Below are 19,355 nucleotides of genomic sequence, written 5' to 3'. Positions count from 1 at the left end.
CCGCTTAAAGGCAGACACTAAGTCTGCCTTTTTTCTCTCTTTTTTCCGCGCACGACCCTCCTCGGCTACACTTTATTAACAAATAGGGAATTCACTTTGGCAGTACGAGATGCTGTTGCTTTTTGAACTAAGCATTCACTTTGGAGATATTCATGACTGAACCAATGCGTCGAACAAAAATTGTTACCACTCTTGGCCCAGCGACAGATAAAGACGACATGCTCGAGCAAATCATCGCTGCAGGTGCTAACGTCGTCCGAATGAACTTCTCTCACGGCAGCGCCGAAGACCACATGGCGCGCGCGCAAAAAGTGAGAACGATTGCGGCCAAGCTGGGGCAACACATTGGTATATTGGGCGATCTTCAAGGCCCTAAAATTCGCGTCTCGACGTTTGAAAACGGCAAAATCACCTTGGCAGTCGGCGACAAGTTCATCCTCGACAGCGACCTTCCTCTTGGCAAAGGCGATCAAGAGCGTGTGGGACTGGATTACAAAGAACTGCCAAAGGACGTGTCGAATGGTGACATCCTGTTGCTTGATGATGGCCGCGTTCAACTCAAAGTGATTTCTGTTAAAGGTACCTGCGTACATACCGAAGTGACGGTGGGTGGCCCCCTTTCGAATAACAAAGGGATCAACAAAAAAGGCGGCGGCTTGTCCGCACCAGCACTGACAGATAAAGACAAACAAGACATCCTCACCGCCGCTAAAATCGGTGTGGATTACTTGGCGATTTCTTTCCCGCGTAATGGTGACGACATGCGCTTGGCACGCTCTCTGGCGAGGGATGCAGGGTTAGAAACGCGCCTTGTCGCCAAAGTAGAACGCGCAGAAACCGTTTCTACCGATGAAAACATTGACGATATCATCGAGGCGTCGGATTGCGTCATGGTGGCGCGCGGGGATCTCGGGGTAGAAATTGGTGACCCGGAATTGGTAGGTGTGCAGAAAAAACTCATTCGACGCGCACGTGCTCTCAACCGCTGTGTTATCACCGCCACACAAATGATGGAATCCATGATCAAAGCGCCCATGCCAACCCGTGCGGAAGTCATGGACGTTGCAAACGCCGTGCTCGATGGCACAGATGCCGTGATGCTTTCAGCAGAAACCGCCGCAGGTGACTACCCACTAGAAACCGTGAAAGCCATGGCGGAAGTGTGTGTGGGCGCAGAGAAAATGCCGTCCATCAACGTCTCGAACCACAGATTAAACAAAGAATTTGAGCTGATTGAAGAAACGGTATCCATGGCAAGCATGTACGCGGCAAACCACATGCCAAAAGTAAAAGCCATGGTCTCGCTGACAGAATCAGGCAAGACAGCACTGATGATGTCGCGTATCAGTTCGGGCAAACCCATTTTCGCCCTTTCCCAACACGAATCGACACTCAGCCGCGCGGCGCTCTACCGTGGAGTAACGCCTGTGTATTTTGAAAGCGACACTGGCGCAGGCCCTGAGGTTGCACACAAAGCGATCAAGATGCTGAAAGAAATGGGTTATTTGAAGCCGTGGGACGTGGTGATCTTCACGCAAGGTGACATCATTGGCTATGTCGGCACAACCAATACCATGCGTATGATCACCGTGACCTAATGGTAACGTCACCGCGCAATACGCGCGGCCGGTAAACCTCTCCACACAATGCGCTTCGAAAAGAAGCGCATTGTCCGTTTTAGGTGTTCCTTTCTACCCCCTATCACCTTGTCACCTTGTCCTCCAATTTTGTAATCGACTCTTTTATTCGGCTCCATTTCAAGAAATGCACGGGTTTTGATTACCTTGCGACAATGAATTCAGTAAGCTCATTTGATTGCTAACCCGCAGGATGAGCCAATGACAACACGCCAAACCACCTTCAATTTCGACTTAGAACTCGATCGCACCCGCACAGACAGCGACAAATGGGATAAATACAAAGGGCAAGACGTCTTACCGATGTGGGTTGCAGACAGTGATTTCCAATCGCCAACCGAAGTGATTGAAGCCCTTCACGAGCGCGTGTCTCATGGCATTTTTGGCTACACACATTCATCAGAAAAGCTGACAGCGCTTTTCATTGCACGTTTGGCGGAGAAGTATCACTGGCAGGTTGAGCCGGAATGGGTGGTATATTTGCCAGGGTTAGTCTGTGGTTTAAACCTTGCCGCGAGAGCACTCACTGACGATGGACAAACCATCATCAGCCCAAGCCCTATTTATCCACCTTTTATCTCATCGGCTAAGTTTGCAGAAAGGCCATTAGTCAAAGCCCCTGTCGTATTGAATGAAGGCCGTTGGTTGCCGGATTTGGATGCAGCAGAAGCACAGTTAACCGGCAAGGGTGGCTTATTCCAGATGTGTAACCCACTTAACCCAGGTGGCACGGTTTACCGCCGCGAGGAATTAGAAGCGACACTGGCTTTCGCAGAAAAACACGACTTGTTCGTGTGTTCCGACGAAATTCATTGCGACCTGCTCCTTGATGATTCGCTCACCCACATCCCTTTCGCCAGTTTGAATGAAAGCGCAGCTCAGCGAAGCATTACACTCATGGCACCGAGTAAAACCTTCAATATTGCAGGGTTAGGTGCATCCATTGCCATTATTCCGAATCCCGACATTCGCAAACGCTTTAACAAAGTGAAACGCGGCATTGTGCCGGGCGTGAATGTGCTGGCCTTCACCGCAGCAGAAGCGGCTTATGAGCATGGAGAGGCATGGCTGCAAGCACAGCTCAATTACCTCGCCAACCATCGCGATCTGCTCATGACCGAAATCAATGCGATTCCAGGCCTGAAACTCGAACACATCGAAGCCACCTATTTGGCATGGATTGATTGCAGCGGGTTGCCCGTTGATAACCCTCATCGTTTCTTTGAAGCGGCGGGCGTTGGTTTATCTCCGGGTTTAGATTTTGGCAATCGCAGGTTTGTACGCCTTAATTTCGGCTGCACAAGAAAAACACTGGATGAAGCATTAAAAAGAATGAAAGCGGCTGTCGCCGCGCTTTAGCGTTAGCTTCATCGTCGAACCCAAACACAAACAGCACCCAAGGGTGCTGTTTGTGTTTTGTTCACCAATCACGTGTGGTGTGGCTATGCTGCTTGCTGACGGGGCTGCTTCGCCTTTTTCAATGACAAGCCATCGCGAATGTTCAAACCAATCAAGGATAAGTTCAGTGCGCCGCCAACCAGCTCAATGCCTTGCACTGTCCAAAAATACGCATCAAACTCCCCTGCGCTTGCTTTAAAGAACAGAAACACCGCCGCTGGCAGCATCACCAAGGTTCCGTTCATGGCCGCCAGCTTCATGCGCATTTGCTTTCGCCCCATCACCCCTTTCCCTTTTGCAGGGTAAAGCTTGTTGCCTGAAAGCCCAGTGAGCACCATGGAACCGATCAGCAATGGAAGGCACCAAAGAATGGCGTGCTTCACTTGCACAACTAACGCATGGTCGCCAAAGAATTCGCTGTATACAGTACTACTGAAAAAAGCCGCAATGGTCAGAAACGCCACAGCGCCCGCTGTGCGATGAATCACCGTCAATGGTTGTCGGTTCATGTTGTTTTCTCCTGATTACCATTTAGAACGATAAGCACGATGACAACTTTTACAGCTGCGATCGGCGGTCTTAAACGCTTTCTTTAAGGCTTTGGCATCTTGTGCTTCCGCCGCCGTGATCATGTCTTCAAAGGCTGCTTCTAACGACACCAAGCCTTTTTCAAATTTGCCCCACTTGGTCCACACGGTGTCCTTACTTCGGCTACCCTCTAAACTGCCTTCAGGAAACAACGCCGGCAGCGAGCTGATGGATGCTGCATTTTTCAACGCCATGGTTTTGATCGTGTCCCAATCCGTATCTCGCCCATCTTCCAATTTCTTCATGCTATTAAAAGAATCAGCCATCGACACAAAGGTCTTTTGGCGTGCATCAACAACGTCTTGCTTCTCCGCCATTGACGGAATCGCCATCAAACTTAGCGTGGTGCCAAAAACCAGAGTGTGTACTAACTTGCGCGATGAGCCTGTCATACCTTGTTCCTTTAAAACCGAAATATGCTGTTGCAATTGGAAGATTGAATGTCAGGTCATACGCCTTTTAAGCTATGCACTCTGCGCTCATATTTTAAGCACTGACGTCGCACCTGAATGCGACGTATCCTGACCGAACTGACACTTAATTTACATTGCAATCATTGCCTGCGCAACTATTGTTGTGTAAATTAACGCAAACACTCCACGTCGGAACATGAAAAATGAAAATCTGGGATCTCCCCACGCGCCTCTATCACTGGCTTCAAGCCCTACTCTTTACCCTTCTCGCAGTCACAGGGTTCAACGCAACAGGCCCACACGAATTACTGGGGATTGCTCTATCAGGGTTACTTGTTTGGCGTATTCTGTGGGGAGTGTTTGGCAGCGAAACGAGTCGATTTCGCCAATTCTTGCGCTCACCAAGCACGGTGTATCGCTATATGAAGGGTCAACACCCTCATCATGGTGCGGGCCATAACCCCGCGGGCGGCTGGATGGTTATCGCAATGCTGTCACTTCTGCTTAAGCAGTGTTTTATTGGTATGTCGATGGCAGGTTTCTTTGATGCTTTTCTCAGCGACGACAGCATACTTTATGACACCGATCTGCTTGTCACGATGCATCTGTATGCTGCTTACCTACTGGTCGCTACCGTGGCATTGCACATCAGCGCAATCATCTTCTACAAGCGCCAGGGTACCCCTCTGGTGAAGGCGATGATCACCGGAACCCAAAAGCACTTACCTCGCCCTATTTCGGTATTTTTCCGCTCGAATATTCGTGCTGGTATACTGCTCATCAGTGTGGGCGGCATGTTTGGCATGCTGTTGAGTTAACGTTTCTATATTAACGTACCCAAACACCCCAGAACCGTGTCATTGAACATAGAGAATAAGAATGAGTGAATTTGACCGCCAAGCAAGTTTTGGTTGGCTTATCAACGTTGTGGCAGGAAAGGCCGAGAAACGTTTGGACGCTGAGCTAAAACAGCACGGGCTTACTGTCGCACTCTGGCCGACCATGATGTGTCTATGGGAAGAAGAAGGTGTCACACAGCGCCAAATTGCCTTAAAAGCAAAAGTGGAAAACTCGACGACAACCCGCACCTTGGACAAGTTAGAAAAGCTCGGGCTCGTAGAGCGACGTGATGACCCAGATAGTCGTCGAAACTACCGTATCTACCTTACCGAAAGCGGCAAGGCGCTGCGTGACAAGGTGGCTGCGATTCCAATGGCGATCAATGCTGAGCTTTTAACGACCTTAAACGACAACGAACAAACCCAACTGATTCACCTACTGCAAAAAGTGGTGACCAACGTCGAGTTATAGCCGCCACGATCACAACGCCAGCCAAACTCGCTAAATTCTGCACCTCAGGTTATGTGGGTAGACATCTTTGGCATGGCGTTTTGTGGAATAAGCGCACCACGATGTTGAATAACACACCCTGCGAGTGAATGGGCCGCTTTTGCCGCCTCGGTGGGCAAACCACCTTGCAATCGCTTCGCCAAATACCCCGCGCTGAACGAATCGCCAGCAGCGGTCGTATCAACCACCTTGCTAACAGGCTCAACCTCCACAGCGTCAGTAATACCATCGAAATAGACCAAGCAAGGGGCTTTCCCTCGCTTAATGACGATCTCGGGCACACCGAACTGTTGGGTTCGAGATAGCGTGGATTCAACATCTGCATCCCCCCACAATGCCTGTTCATCGTCAAACGTCAGCAACGCGATGTCAGTGAGTGCTAACATCTGCTGGTGGCACGCATTGGCTTCTGCCCGTGACGCTATAACCGAGGACAAAATTGTTGTCAAACGCCAGTTTGTAGCCTTGTTCCTTTAGCGCGGCAAGCCCCTCAAACAAGGTTTCACGGCTTTTGGTTGGCAGAATGGCGAGGCTTATCCCACTCAAGTAAATCACATTAAAATTACTGAGCTTTTTTACCAATGCTGAAATATCCATTCCCTCAAGCCAATATCGCGCCGCGGAATCGCTACGCCAATAATGAAAGGCGCGCTCCCCTTCCTCATCAGTATGCACGCTTTACATGCCAGGCAGCTTGCTCTGTGGACGTGAAACCAAATCGCTATTAATACCTTTAGCATGCCTCGCGGCCATCATTTCATCACTGAAAGGGTCGTGCCCTAACCCTGTGACATACGTAACGTCATTCGGGATGCCAGAGAGCCGCCTTTTTAGGTAGACCGCCGTGTTTTGCGTATCACCACCAAAACCCTGCATCATTTCACCATCTTGTTTGATGAGTTCAACCATCCATTCGCCGATCAGTACAATGTGATCATTCAAACTTCCACGCCTTGTGAATGCCTCAAGAAACCGCAGACCCTCCGAAAGATTCTCATAAGATTAAAAAATAATTAAACATTTCAGATAGTAAACAACCAACATGGAAAAAAATTGCGATTGTCTCATTTTTGAGTGAGCAAAAAATCAACGTCATCCGTTCTAATACATACATCTGGAATGCAACTATAACTACCACACGTTTAATCAAAGGAAGATCGTATGACAAATACTATCAATGGAACTGAGAATAACGACAGGATTAAAGGCACTGAAGGCGTAGATTTTATCTATGGTTTTGGGGGAGATGACGTCATACAGGGAGATGGCGACACAGATTTCATCTACGGCGGCGACGGCAATGACACGGTTATTGGCGGAGATGGCGTAGATGCCGTTTACGGCGATGCAGGCGACGATTGGGTACGAGGTGGATTCGAAAACGACAATTTATTTGGCGGTACGGGTAATGATCTTATTGAAGGTGGTCTAGGCAACGACAGTATTGATGGTGGCTCTGGGGATGACCGTATTTTTGGCAACGAAGGGGATGATACTGTTTTCGCTGGTGAAGGAAATGATATTGCCAGAGGCGGAAACGGCACAGATACCCTCCATGGCGGAGCCGACAGAGACGTTCTTTTTGGACAAGCAGGAAATGATGCTCTCTATGGCGACGAAGGAAACGACGTACTTTGGGGTGGCGAAGGAGATGATACCCTTGAAGGTGGCGATGGTGACGACTCTCTGTGGGCTGAAGATGGCAACGATACACTCAGCGGCGGCTTAGGTAATGATACGGTACGTGGTCAGATAGGTGACGATGTTCTCTCCGGTGGTGAAGGTCACGACCAACTCTTCGGTGGAGAAAATGATGATCAACTCCTGGGTGGTCAAGGTAATGACATTCTCTACGGTGATACAGGGCTTAACATTCCTCAATATTTTCATTTCCTCCAAAACATCGAACTTTTTATTCCTGGTGACCAAGATTCTTTTGCCAACGACGGAAACGACATTATTCATGCGGGAGACGGTGACGACTTTGTGTTTGGTGAAGGCGGTGACGATCAATTGTTCGGTGATAACGGCAATGACACACTTATCGGTGGCACTGGCCAAGATCTGATCTTTGGCGGCGTAGGAAACGACCTTCTCAACGGTGGCGAAGGCGATGACCGTTTGTACGGCCAAGACGGTGGCGACCGAATCAATGCAGGCGCTGGTAACGATCTCGTCGAAGGTGGACTTGGTAATGATGCAATCACAGGGGATGAAGGTACTGATGAATTGTATGGCCAAGAGGGTGATGATCGCCTCCATGGTGGTGACGGGAACGACACTGTTGTCGGTGGAACAGGCAATGACTTGTTACACGGTGACGACGGTGACGACGTTGTGCATGGCAATGATGGTCACGACCGCCTGAGCGGTGGTAACGGAGATGACTATCTGACGGGAGGCGCAGGTGATGACAGCCTTCGCGGTGACAATGGCAACGATATCTTAGAAAGCGGTGAAGGTAATGATCTTCTTCTTGGTGGGGATGGCAATGACATCTTACGCGCAGGTGGTGGACATGACCGAGTCGACGGCGGAAACGGTGATGATCAGCTTTATGCTGGCGATGGCGTCGATGCAGTTCGAGGCTGGGGTGGCAATGATCTCCTCCTTGGTGAAGGCGGTAATGATCGCATGCACGGAGGAGATGGCCAAGACCAAATGTTTGGCGGTGAAGGCAACGATACGCTTTATGGTGATGCCGGCAATGATTATATCTCTGGTGGACAAGGTTTCGACGTACTTCAAGGTGGTGCTGGCCAAGACACCTTTTTCTATGATGTTCAATCTGGCGACGATGCTATTCTCGACTTCAACGTGTTCGAAGACAAGATTCAGATAGACAGCTCTTTAGCGACTGACATGAGCATGATCAGTTATGTTCAATCTGGCGTTTACAGCATCGTATCCATCAATAATGGCCTTTCTGATATCCAGCTCAAATACGTGTCTGTTGATAACATAGGCAGCGACATTTTTGAATTTGTATAACAGCTAAGTAAATCAATGCCACTGTCCGTTTCTTATGTCAGTGGCATTGTTTATTCCTGTACACACTCCCTTCCACAATCAGCTTCAGATGTCTCTCTCATTACACCTTCTTATTCCCTATGCCTAATGGAAAGAGAATGACGGTGCCCAGCGACGCTTCCCACTAGTTAAGGACAGAGATAATACAATAAACTCTAGCATCTACAGGTTGTTTGGATATATGTGAAGGCCGTCTTTATTTATCCAGTAAAAATGTGATTAACACTGCTTGTTTACACCCTCACTTTCGCCTATCTGCACTGCTCATCTTATTTAACAATTTAATTCAACATTCCTTTACATACCGCATTCTTACTGGCTTACCTTTATTATTTCGGCGATATAAATGTGCGTAAAGTCACCAAAAATCATTAACAACCGCGTTTATGTGATTGCCTTCTCAGTCAATTCAACATGCAACAATTCTCCAGTAAAGAGATTATTTGTCCAATATCCAGCACGGCATTCACGGCGCATAATCAGCCCCATAAACGAGAGGGAAAAATATCTATCTCGCTAAATCCAATCGTCAAACTATAAATAAAGGTCTTACACATGAAAGTTGATTTCTCGGAGTTAAAAAGACACCTATTAACGGGCACCAGCCACATGTTGCCGTTCGTTGTTGCCGGTGGTGTTCTACTTGCATTGTCTGTAATGCTAGGCGGTAAAGGCGCAGTGCCAGAAGGCGTGTTCCTTGAAGGTATTTGGGACATGGGTATCGCAGGTTTCACCCTGTTCGTTCCTGTTCTTGGCGGTTACATCGCCTACTCTATCGCAGACCGCCCAGCACTTGCTCCGGGTATGATTGGTGCTTACCTTGCTAACCAAGTTCAAGCTGGTTTTCTAGGCGCAATCGTCGTCGGCTTCATCGCTGGTTACGTTGTTCTACAACTTAAGCGCATCCCTCTGTCTAACAAGCTTAAAGCGCTTTCTACTTACTTCATCATTCCAATCGGCGGTACGTTCATCGTTTCTGCACTGGTTGTATGGGTAATCGGTCAACCTATCGCAGGCTTCATGGCATTCATGAACGAAGGCCTACAATCAATGGCTGGCACATCTAAAGCGGTACTGGGTGCGGTTCTAGGTGGTATGACTGCATTCGATATGGGTGGTCCAATCAACAAAGTAGCAACCCTATTCGCGCAAACTCAAGTCGGTACTCAACCTTGGTTGATGGGTGGTGTTGGTGTTGCAATCTGTGTTCCACCACTAGGTATGGCACTGGCAACCTTCCTTGCGCCTAAGAAATACTCTCCAGAAGAGCGTGAAGCAGGTAAAGCAGCAGCAATCATGGGCTGTATCGGTATCACTGAAGGTGCAATCCCATTCGCAGCAAATGACCCAGCACGTGTTATCCCTGCAATCATCGCTGGCGGTATCGTTGGTAACGTTGTGGCCTTCATGGCAGGCGTACTTAACCACGCACCTTGGGGTGGTCTGATTGTTCTACCGGTTGTTGAAGGCCGCATGATGTATGTCATCGCTGTTATCGCCGGTGCTGCAACCACGGCCCTTGTCGTCAACTACCTGAAAAAACCAGTAGCTGACCGCGAAGAAGATACAAAAGCGAATACAGAAGAACTAGAACTGTCTTTCGACTAAACAACATTGAATAAACTGGAGCGATTTATCCACAACTCGATGGTCGCTCTAGATAGAACTGAAAAACCATAAAAGTGTAAAAGAGAGAAATATTATGAAACTTATCGGCGTAACTTCTTGCCCATCTGGCGTTGCTCACACTTACATGGCTGCTGAAGCTCTGGAAACCGCTGCAAAAGCAAAAGGCTGGGACGTTAAAATTGAAACTCAAGGCGCTATCGGTATCGAAAACGAACTGACTGCAGCAGACGTGGAAGGCGCAGATGTAGTGGTTCTAACTAAAGATATCGCTATCAAACAAGAAGAGCGTTTCAACGGTAAAAAGATCGTTCGCGTCACCGTTGCTCAGGCTGCGAAACAAGCACCTGAAATCATCGCGAAACTTGAAAGCATGCTAGCGCAAGCATAATCCAGTAAAATAAAAATGTTGCGGAGTGAGATTGAAAAATTTCATTCCGCTTTTTTATTTCCTTCCCGTCATCCACCTCTGTCTTTATTAATCTAACCCATGTCATAAAATGACATATTCGTGTCGTTTCAAATCAAAGTTACCTTGCCCTCATCCCGCTTTATTAATACTTTCATCGGTAAAAATAAGGCTTCGAAAAAATGAACAAAATAATAACCGAATCCCTACAAAAATTTAATGGGCCTCTTGTCCGTGTTTGTTGTGGCGAAAATACGCCACCAGAAGGTTCATACCAAGTTAACTTTAATCGACTAGAGATCATTATTGAGGGGCAATATGATTTAGTGGTCGACTCTTCTCAAGGTTTTGAAAACCTTTCTCTCACCGAAAATCAAATGATTTACATCCCTTCCAATGCATGGAGCAAACCCACCTGGGAAAAATCCTCACAGATGATTTCTATTTTGTTTAGCAAAAACCAAGTGGGCTTCAGTTATGTGCATTACAAAGAAGGGGAAGGGTTTGTTGACGTCATTAAACAAGCGCTCCCTCTGCCCTCATCCATGGCCGTCGAACATGTCTTAGCCGCATTGAATTGCATTGCGGAAGAGAAGAAATGCACCGTGATGGGTGAGCACCTTGCCAAATCATTGATTTTGTATTGCTTAGCGTTACTGCAAAACCCGCAACAAGAGAAAGTCAGCCGCGGCGAGAAGCTCTATCGCAGTATGTGTATTTACGTGCAGGAGAACTTCCACAAAGACATCACCCGCATTTCAGTCGCCAACCGCTTTGGTGTGTCATCCGCGCATGTCTCTCGCCTGTTTAACCAAGAAGGCAGCGTGAAATACGCTGACTACGTGACCTATGTGCGCCTAGACCGTGCCAAGTTCATGTTGAAGAAATACAACTTCAAAGTGGAAGAAATCGCCCGCCGATGCGGCTTCAAAGACACTAACTACTTCTGCCGCGTGTTTAAGCAGAAAACCGGTAAGACGCCGAGCGAATACCGTTTGAATGCCGCGTAGTTCGCTGACCCTTTTTTCCTTGTCCTTATCTGTATCAACACACACAAAAAAGCCGCTCTTTACGAGCGGCTTGTTTTTTCTTTAACAACGTATCTTATCGAACAAGTGTCATCGCTTCGTTTTTATCGCCAGTCATCACGAAGTGGAGTTTTCCACCCGCTTTGATATCGGTGTGCTTGAAGAACAAATCGTCTTCAAGAGGTTGACCATTGATGGTCACTGATTTGACGTAGAAGTTATCGTCAGCATTGTTTTCAGCGGTGATTTTGAATTCGCCACCAGCAACTGGGATGCTCACTTCATCGAACAGAGGTCGGCCAATGGTGTAGGTAGGATCAGCCGCGTTGACTTGGTAGAAGCCCATGGCAGACATGACATACCACGCTGACATTGCGCCAACGTCTTCGTTACCGATGATGCCTTTTGGCTCCGCTAAGTACATGTCATCCAAAATGTGGTCGACGACTTCTTGGGTTTTCCAAGGCTCTGACGTCCAGTTGTACAAGTACGGAATGTGGTGTGAAGGTTCGTTACCGAACGCCACCTGACCGATCAAACCCGACATGTCTGGCGTTTCGGTACCTTGGCTTTTAGCTGTGAACGTCGCTTCCAAGTTGGTCTTGAACGCAGCCTCTCCCCCCATCACCTCTTTCAAACCCGCAATGTCGTGGGGCACAAACCATGTCCACTGCCATGCATTACCTTCGGTGTAGTTCCCTGTTTCATGCGCAGTACCAAACGGGTCGAACGGTGCCATGAACGAGCCATCCATCATGACGGGGCGCATAAAGCCCGTTACACCGTACTCGGCATACTCCATCGGATTATTGTCGAAGTAATGCTTGTAACCTTTTGAGCGTTCGAGATAGGTCGCTTCTGCTTGGGTATCGCCTGCCGCTTTCGCAATCTGCGCAATGGCCCAGTCATAGAAGGCGTTTTCCAAACCGTATGACACGGATTCAATGGTGTGATCAGGGTCGATCGGATCACCATTCGCATCACGTTGAATCGCTGGTGCAAAACCCTCTTTCTGGATGTAGTCGATGTGCTTGGTCAGGGTACGATTCAACACCGGCACATCCCACTCTGTGGCAAGCGAGTCGTAGTTGTCGTACGTGGAGGAATCAATCGCCGCTTTGAGGGCCAGCGCTTTTTCAGATTGCGTGAAGGCGTCTGGGAATTTAGTGATCGCATCTGCAATCACAGCAACCGCAGGGTAACCCACCATGGTGCCGGTTTCGTCCCCTAAGTGTTCCCACTTCGGCAACAAGCCACTTTCGGTGTACTTCTGAACCAAGTTCTTCGCGTATTGAACGGCGCGCGTTGGTTCAGTGATGGTTTTCAAAGGGTGCAGCGCTTTGTGTGTGTCCCACAAGGAATAAACCGAGAAGTTAGGTAACGCTTCTGTCGCTTGGCCATAGGCGATGGAATACTCGCCCTCACCTTCTCGGATTGAGCCTTTACCCATGCCGCGGAAACTTCCATCGACATCTTGGTGAACTTGCGGTGCGATCTTGGTGTGATACAGCGCGGTGTAGAAAATTTCTTTCTGCGAATCAGTACCACCTTTCACGCTTAGGTTCAGCGCGTTTGCCCATTTTTCACTGGCTTGTGTACGCGCCGTATCAAACGACACACCGGCTTCTGCTTGGTGATTGTTTTGTGCACCTTCCGCACTGACGGCAGAGATCGCCACCTGTGCGTTCAGGGATTGTGAGTCACCTTGTTCAAACTCGACATACGCGGTCACGTCGGCTTTCGTGCGTTTGATCGGTTTACCGTCAGTGTCATAAACCAATTCGGAAATGTCTTCGGCACTCAGACCATCAACTTGCTCTCCGCCAACGAGAAGTTGAACGTTTTTGATTTTCTTGTCGAAGGTGGCGTGGAAGAAGATCTTTTGGTTCTTCGCCCAGCCAGAGAAATGCGCCGCATCACGCTCACCTGTGATGGTGTAACCATCTTCAGAAATCGTCAGTTTGTTGCGCAGCGACGTGGAGCCCCAATCGCTGTTAAGGATCGAATTTAAATCGACTTTCAAACGCTGCGGTTGGCCTTCTGGATAGGTATAACGATGGAAGCCGACGCGCTCAGAGGCGGTAAGCTCAGCTTTGATGCCATTCTCAGCGATGTTCACTGAGTAATAACCCGCTTCTGCCACTTCAGAGGCTTTATCCATTTTGACGGAAATCGCATCGCGGTAATCGTCAGAGTCTTCAATGTATTTGGCGTTCTCTTCCGTAAACGGAAGGAACAGAATGTCACCCAAACCGCCCATGCCGGTGCCAGACAAGTGAGTGTGTGAGAAGCCAAACAGGGTGTCTTTGTCGTAGTGATAACCCGACGATGAGTGCCAGCCCATGAGCTCTGTATCAGGAGACAACTGCACCATACCTTCAGGCACCACTGCGCCAGGGAACGTGTGACCGTTAAACCCAGTGCCAATAAACGGGTCAACATATTTCAGAACATTCACTTCTGGCGAAACAACGCCTGTGTTCGGGTTTGAATCAGAAGAACTGGAGTTACAACCAAACATAAAAAGGGCGGCAGAGACTGACAACGCAACCTTAGAAACACGAGAAATAGACATAGAATAATCCTTGAGAAAGATGCCGCACGCTGGCGGCATCGAGTCTATGAACAATTAGATTTTTGCCTGCATGGCTTCTTTCTTGTCGCCAGTCATCACGAAGCGAAGCTCGCCGCCGGCTTTGATTTCACTGTGCTCAAAGGTCAAGTCATCAGAAAGCGCGTTGCCATTGATGGTCACGGATTTTACGTACTTGTTATGCGGGCTGTTGTTGTCAGCAATGATGGAGAACTTGCCGCCTTCAACGTCTATAGCCACTTCATCAAACAGCGGGCGACCAATCGAGTAAGACGGGTCTGCTGGTGAAACTTGGTAGAAGCCCATCGCTGACATGATGTACCACGCTGACATCTGGCCGACGTCTTCGTTGCCAATCAAACCGGTCGGCTCGATGGTGTACATTTCAGCCATGATGCGGTCGAGGTATTCTTGGGCTTTCCAAGGCTCGTCCGTCATGTTGTACAGGTATGGGATGTGGTGCGACGGTTCGTTACCGTGCATGTATTGGCCGATGTATCCAGTCAAGTCAGGCAATTCTTCACCCGTGTTTGAGGAGCGTGCGGTGAACAACTCGTCCAAATCTTCTCGGAAGGCTTTCTCAGGCGTGATGTCTTTTCCGCTTGCTTTGTCCGCGTTGAAGATTTCTTGTTTTAGACGGGCAAAGTCATGCATTGGCTGGAACTTCCATTGCCATGCATTGCCCTCGGTGAAGGCGAATTCATCGACGTAATACGGGTCGAAATCAAGCAACGGACATTGTTCTTTCATCGTGCCAGAACCTGCAGGCCATTCGACCATCACACATTCGTCTTTACGCTCTTCATCGATCGGCTGGTTGAACGCCAATGGCGGTTTGTTTGGCGAAGAACTCGCTGGGTGGTTTTTCGGACGCAAGAAGCCAGTTGATGCATCCCAGTGATTTAACCAGTTGTCAGCGCGCGCAAGGAACTCATCTTGAACCTTCACATCACCCGCCATACGTGCGATTTCAGAGACCGCCCAGTCACCGTAAGCGAATTCTAAGGTGTAGGATGCTGAGTTCCAGTAGCCGTGGTGAACAAAGCCATTTTCTTCATACACCTTTACCTGAACAACATTGGCTGCACCGATGTTTTGGTCATCGGTCCAATCAGGGAATTCACTTTTTTCGTGGTAGCGCGCCGTAAACTCAGCCGCTTCCAACGCGTCTTGCGCGTCAACGTCTAACCCTTTCACCATCGCATCGGCAATGATAGAAATCGCAGGGAAGCCAATCATGGTGCCCGTGTAGTGACCTTGAAGTTCCCACTTCGGTAAGATGCCGCCGTCTTTGTATTTGCGGATCAAATCGTTCGCGTATTCTTCAGCGCGATCTGGATTAACAATGGTTTGCAGCGGGTGGAATGCACGGAAGGTATCCCACATAGAATAGATAGAATAGTTAGGGGTATCACCCGCCTCTTTTAGTTCCTGTGTACGCATTGCACGGTACGTACCGTCAACGTCTTGGAACACCATAGGCGCAATGTTGGCATGGTACATGGCCGTGTAGAAAATCTCTTTCTGCTCTTCCGTACCGCCCTTCACGGACACTTTTGCTAGCTCGTTGTGCCATGCTTGTTGCGTTTTGGTCAGTACCTTATCAAAGCCCCATTCAGTGACTTCTGCATCCAAGTTTTTCTTCGCGCCACGCACGCTGGTTGGCGATAGGCCGAGGGTTAGCTCGATAGGTTTGTCTGACGGCGCAAACTCGAGGTAGGCGATGGTCTTGGTGGCTTGGAAAGCGTCGTTATCCAGCGAGATTTCTGTTTCGACACCGTCGATCATGCCCGTCGCTTTGACGATAGGTTGATTGAACTTAGCGTAGAAATAGATGTGCTGGTTGTTCGCCCAGCCATCGGAACTGCGCATGCCACGCACCGTGTATTCGTCAATAAATTCGATATCACCGATTGTGGTGCGGTTGCCCCAGCTTTTATTTAGCGTGTGGTCTAAATCCAGTTTAAGAAACGGCGTCGTGCCTTCTTTAAACGTGTATTTGTGGTAACCCACACGTGGCGATGTGGTTAATTCCACTTTGATATCACCACGGTTTAATTCGACAGAATAATAACCCGCTTCCGCTTTTTCATTTTCTTTATCGAAGGTGTTATAAGTCGCATTGCTTTTTTCAGTAAATGGCAAAATAAGAATATCACCTAAATCAGTGATACCTGTTCCAGAAAGGTGGGTATGAGAAAAACCGTAAACAGGAATGTCTTCTTTTTTACCGTGGTCAAAATAACCCGCAGCAGAGCCCCACCCTTCCATTTCTGTGTCAGGCGAAAGCTGCACCATACCGCCCGGGTAGACTGCGCCTGGGAAGGTGTGGCCGTCGGCGCCCGTGCCAATAAAGGGGTCAACATATTTAATCAGTGACTTATTAACCACTTCACCGACCAAACCTATTTGAGAGTTTGAATCCGAATCTGAATTACAACCAGACAGCGCAATAGCAATCACCACCGCTAGCGGTGCTAATGTATGTTTCATTTTCATTCCTTTTAGAAAAAGGGGGAGACCTCCCCCTTTAATTTTGTTATTTAATGTGGTGCTAATTTATTCTTAAAATAATTATTGGTTATTTCGGCATGTGATCCGCATGCAAGAATTTACCCACGCCAAAATCTGGCGGCGTATTTTCAGGTTGAGAACCCCATTGTTTATTTGGCTCATCACCCATCACAAATGACAGTGTGCCGCCATTCATAATGTCTTCTTGGGTTAGGTAGGTGCGTTCGAACACTTCACCATTCAATGTTGCAGATTGAATGAAGATATTCTCGCGGCTGACATCTTTCGCCGTCACGGTGAAGGTTTTACCGTCGCCCACATTGATGGTGGCGTTATCAAACAGCGGGGTGCCGATTTCATAAATACCCGTTGACGCGCTGACTGGGTAGAAGCCCAATGCACGGAACACAAACCACGCTGACATGGTGCCGAAATCGTCGTTGCCACAAATACCGTCAGGGGTATTGTCGTAACACACATTGGTAGCCGCTGCGATGGCAGCTTGCCCTTTCCAAGGTTGTCCCACGTAGTTGTACAGGTAAGGGACATGGTGGTCAGGCTCGTTGCCCTGAACATGCTGACCTACGTTGCCCGTGTTAAACACTGGGAACTGATTGTCACCGGCGTTACGGTCTGGGTAGGTTGACCAGTATTCGTCTAAGCGTTTGGTAAACAGCTCGCCGCGTTTCGCCTCAGGGTTCTGGGTTTTATCGAATTCCGTCATCAGGTCAATCAGACCATGAATATCATGCTGAACACTGAACGAGTACTGCCAGCCGTTCGACTCTGCAAACGCATAGTTGAACATGTCTGGACGCCAGTCTTTATCCACCGCGAGGCCTGTTGCAGGGTCAACCCAATCGGCATCAATGAAGTTGCCTTTGGTATCACGCGCTTTAAACCAGCCTTTGTATTTCTTACCGTTGAAATCGAATTGCGCCATCCAGTTATTCGAACGGTCAGCAAACTCTTTGTATTCTGGTGCGTCTTCACCCATCACGGCTTTGATTGCTTGCGCGATGGTCCAATCGTTGTAGGCATACTCGAGTGAGTATGACGCCGTCCAACTGGTTTCGAACGGTGAGTGCGCCCATAGGTCACCTTTACCGATACGCATCTTCGACGCTTTGTAACCCTTAGTGACGTACTCGTCGATGGAATCAACCGCACTGCCCTTGCGACCATCTTTGATCATGGCACTGATCAGACGCTGCTTAATATCGTCTTGCTGCGCTTGGGTAAAGCCCAGCTCATCCATACGCGCATCCAGTGAACCTTTGGTCAACACATCCGCAATCACAGGGGTTGAATGCATGCCCATCATCATGCCGGTTTCGTTGCCTTTGAATGTCCATTCTGGCAAACGACCGTGGCGGGTTTTGCCGTTGTGGTCGACCCAGCTTTCTTCTGCATACGACAGCATGGAAAGCACGACATCTGCCAAGCGGTTTGGCTCAATGATGCTTGAAAGCGGTTGAACAGAGCGGTAGGTATCCCACAGGGAGAAGGTGTCGTAGCGAACGAAATCGGCTTTGCCATCTTTGTTCGCATCCGCAATGCGGACTTTTTCAATCAGCGGCTCAGAAACTACATCACCGTTGGCATTGGTGCCATTCGGGTAGGCACCGCGGCCTTGCATCACTTGACGGTAACGACCATCAAGGTCCGAGTGAATGGTTTGACCCAAGAAGGCGTGATACATCGCGGTGTAGAAGGTTTGTTTATATTCCACATCCCCTTCAACCTTGATTTTACCTAGCTCGATTTCCCACTTCGCCGTGGCGTCTTTGCGCACTTGGTCGAAGGTTTTACCCGCCACTTCCGTCATGTTCAACGACGCACCAGATTGTGCATTCTCGCCCACTTCTGTGTTTGAAAGTGCAACTTTGGCTTCAACCACTAGGCCTGATTCTGCCGTATCAAACTCGACATAGGCACGGGCATATTGGTTGGTGAATACGGTCGTTCCCGCTTTCGCTGGCACATACGATTTGGTTTCACGATCGAAATACTCAAAACGAATCGACTTGATTGGCTTATCGAAATCCATCACGAAGAATTCTTTTTGGCTCGCCGCCCAACCGTCTGAGAAACGGTGGCCCGATAAGGTGTTGGCGTCTTTATCCCACTCGAAATGCGATTCCGCCGTGTAGTCCCAGTTAATGTTGAAACCCAGGTTCACAATGATTTCGGATTTATCATCTTGCGGGAAGGTATAGCGGTGAACACCCACGCGATCTGACGCAGTCAGCTCAGCTTTGATGTCATAGTCATCGAGGAAAACAGAATAGTAACCGGCAGTGGCTTGTTCGTTGCGGTGCTTAAAGCGTGATGCTTCGAGGTTCAGCTGCGGAGAGCCTTCGTTAAGCATGTAATCTGAGCGGGAGTTGATTGGCATCACAAGGATGTCGTTCAAATCCCCTGCGCCTGCGCCAGAAAGGTGAGTGTGAGAGAAGCCTGAAACGCGGTTATCGTTGTAGTAATACCCAGAGGTGTATTCCCACCCGTTCGACCCGTTGTTCGGCGACAGTTGCACCATACCGTGTGGTGTTGTCGCCCCAGGATACGTGTTACCTAAATTGCCCGTACCAATAAATGGATTAACAAAGCGTGTAATGTCCATGTCATCAAACGCAACTGGCACGTTTAATCCCATTTCAATAACAGGTTGTTCAGTGAAAGAAACGCCCTGAGTAGTACAACCCGTCGACCCCAATATTCCTGCTATTACCGCAACACAAACTAAACTCTTTTTGAATTTCATGTTAC

At 48.7% G+C, this 19,355-nt stretch carries 13 protein-coding genes and 1 pseudogene; 8 read left to right on the top strand and 6 right to left on the bottom strand.

Translation table 11 applies throughout. The features are described 5' to 3' along the window. The first annotated feature begins 152 nt into the window (after positions 1–152). The gene (pyk, locus tag EQP46_RS09110) at positions 153–1,598 is read left to right on the top strand and encodes a pyruvate kinase (RefSeq protein WP_129493342.1); all 1,446 of its coding nucleotides are present in this window, start codon (positions 153–155) and stop codon (positions 1,596–1,598) included. A gap of 240 nt (positions 1,599–1,838) precedes the next feature. Next, positions 1,839–2,996, top strand: a complete 1,158-nt coding sequence (locus tag EQP46_RS09105; protein WP_129493341.1) for a MalY/PatB family protein — start codon at positions 1,839–1,841, stop codon at positions 2,994–2,996. Between the two features lie 83 nt (positions 2,997–3,079). Here EQP46_RS09105 and EQP46_RS09100 read toward each other — a convergent pair whose 3' ends face one another. Both EQP46_RS09100 and EQP46_RS09095 read right to left on the bottom strand, forming a co-directional pair. Further along, on the bottom strand, positions 3,080–3,544 hold the full coding sequence (locus tag EQP46_RS09100; protein WP_129493340.1) for a hypothetical protein: 465 nt from the start codon (positions 3,542–3,544) through the stop codon (positions 3,080–3,082). A 15-nt stretch (positions 3,545–3,559) separates the two neighbouring features. Next, positions 3,560–4,015 carry a c-type cytochrome gene (locus EQP46_RS09095; RefSeq protein ID WP_129493339.1) on the bottom strand — a complete coding sequence of 152 codons (456 nt, stop codon included), beginning with the start codon at positions 4,013–4,015 and terminating at the stop codon, positions 3,560–3,562. Between the two features lie 224 nt (positions 4,016–4,239). On the opposite strand from EQP46_RS09095, the gene EQP46_RS09090 reads away from it, so the two are divergent. Both EQP46_RS09090 and EQP46_RS09085 read left to right on the top strand, forming a co-directional pair. After that, on the top strand, positions 4,240–4,854 hold the full coding sequence (locus EQP46_RS09090; RefSeq protein WP_129493338.1) for a cytochrome b/b6 domain-containing protein: 615 nt from the start codon (positions 4,240–4,242) through the stop codon (positions 4,852–4,854). A 61-nt stretch (positions 4,855–4,915) separates the two neighbouring features. Further along, entirely contained in the window at positions 4,916–5,347 is a 432-nt protein-coding gene (locus EQP46_RS09085; RefSeq protein WP_129493337.1) for a MarR family winged helix-turn-helix transcriptional regulator, read from the top strand. A gap of 44 nt (positions 5,348–5,391) precedes the next feature. On the opposite strand, the pseudogene EQP46_RS09080 reads toward EQP46_RS09085, so the two are convergent. Continuing rightward, a pseudogene (locus EQP46_RS09080) lies at positions 5,392–6,295 on the bottom strand (sugar kinase). Positions 6,296–6,547: 252 nt separating this feature from the next. On the opposite strand from EQP46_RS09080, the gene EQP46_RS24535 reads away from it, so the two are divergent. From EQP46_RS24535 to EQP46_RS09060, 4 genes are all read left to right on the top strand, one after another. After that, a complete protein-coding gene (locus tag EQP46_RS24535; protein ID WP_129493336.1) occupies positions 6,548–8,377 on the top strand; it encodes a calcium-binding protein in 1,830 nt (609 codons plus the stop codon). Positions 8,378–8,971: 594 nt separating this feature from the next. Then, positions 8,972–10,024, top strand: coding sequence for a PTS fructose transporter subunit EIIC (locus EQP46_RS09070; protein WP_129493335.1), 1,053 nt, complete (start codon positions 8,972–8,974; stop codon positions 10,022–10,024). Positions 10,025–10,118: 94 nt separating this feature from the next. After that, positions 10,119–10,433: a PTS fructose-like transporter subunit IIB gene (locus EQP46_RS09065; RefSeq protein ID WP_129493334.1), complete on the top strand. Its 315-nt coding sequence runs from the start codon at positions 10,119–10,121 to the stop codon at positions 10,431–10,433. 200 nt (positions 10,434–10,633) lie between these two features. Then, a complete protein-coding gene (locus EQP46_RS09060; protein WP_129493333.1) occupies positions 10,634–11,461 on the top strand; it encodes a helix-turn-helix transcriptional regulator in 828 nt (275 codons plus the stop codon). Between the two features lie 94 nt (positions 11,462–11,555). Here the strand turns inward: EQP46_RS09060 and EQP46_RS09055 are convergent, their stop codons facing one another. The 3 genes from EQP46_RS09055 to EQP46_RS09045 form a co-directional block, all read right to left on the bottom strand. Further along, entirely contained in the window at positions 11,556–14,054 is a 2,499-nt protein-coding gene (locus EQP46_RS09055; RefSeq protein WP_129493332.1) for a GH92 family glycosyl hydrolase, read from the bottom strand. 54 nt (positions 14,055–14,108) lie between these two features. Continuing rightward, complete coding sequence (locus tag EQP46_RS09050) at positions 14,109–16,571, bottom strand: GH92 family glycosyl hydrolase (RefSeq protein ID WP_129493331.1); 2,463 nt, start codon at positions 16,569–16,571, stop codon at positions 14,109–14,111. Positions 16,572–16,653: 82 nt separating this feature from the next. After that, the gene (locus EQP46_RS09045) at positions 16,654–19,350 is read right to left on the bottom strand and encodes a GH92 family glycosyl hydrolase (protein WP_129493330.1); all 2,697 of its coding nucleotides are present in this window, start codon (positions 19,348–19,350) and stop codon (positions 16,654–16,656) included. Between the last annotated feature and the right edge of the window lie 5 nt (positions 19,351–19,355).

This window comes from Enterovibrio baiacu, from assembly GCF_004120195.1.
Classification (GTDB): Bacteria; Pseudomonadota; Gammaproteobacteria; order Enterobacterales; family Vibrionaceae; genus Enterovibrio; species Enterovibrio baiacui.
This window is presented reverse-complemented; position numbering and strand designations above follow the sequence as displayed.

Coding starts and splice junctions, on each gene's coding strand:
- pyk (WP_129493342.1), top strand. CDS start 153: ATGACTGAACCAATGCGTCGAACAAAAATTGTTACCACTCTTGGCCCA.
- EQP46_RS09105 (WP_129493341.1), top strand. CDS start 1,839: ATGACAACACGCCAAACCACCTTCAATTTCGACTTAGAACTCGATCGC.
- EQP46_RS09100 (WP_129493340.1), bottom strand. CDS start 3,544: ATGAACCGACAACCATTGACGGTGATTCATCGCACAGCGGGCGCTGTG.
- EQP46_RS09095 (WP_129493339.1), bottom strand. CDS start 4,015: ATGACAGGCTCATCGCGCAAGTTAGTACACACTCTGGTTTTTGGCACC.
- EQP46_RS09090 (WP_129493338.1), top strand. CDS start 4,240: ATGAAAATCTGGGATCTCCCCACGCGCCTCTATCACTGGCTTCAAGCC.
- EQP46_RS09085 (WP_129493337.1), top strand. CDS start 4,916: ATGAGTGAATTTGACCGCCAAGCAAGTTTTGGTTGGCTTATCAACGTT.
- EQP46_RS24535 (WP_129493336.1), top strand. CDS start 6,548: ATGACAAATACTATCAATGGAACTGAGAATAACGACAGGATTAAAGGC.
- EQP46_RS09070 (WP_129493335.1), top strand. CDS start 8,972: ATGAAAGTTGATTTCTCGGAGTTAAAAAGACACCTATTAACGGGCACC.
- EQP46_RS09065 (WP_129493334.1), top strand. CDS start 10,119: ATGAAACTTATCGGCGTAACTTCTTGCCCATCTGGCGTTGCTCACACT.
- EQP46_RS09060 (WP_129493333.1), top strand. CDS start 10,634: ATGAACAAAATAATAACCGAATCCCTACAAAAATTTAATGGGCCTCTT.
- EQP46_RS09055 (WP_129493332.1), bottom strand. CDS start 14,054: ATGTCTATTTCTCGTGTTTCTAAGGTTGCGTTGTCAGTCTCTGCCGCC.
- EQP46_RS09050 (WP_129493331.1), bottom strand. CDS start 16,571: ATGAAAATGAAACATACATTAGCACCGCTAGCGGTGGTGATTGCTATT.
- EQP46_RS09045 (WP_129493330.1), bottom strand. CDS start 19,350: ATGAAATTCAAAAAGAGTTTAGTTTGTGTTGCGGTAATAGCAGGAATA.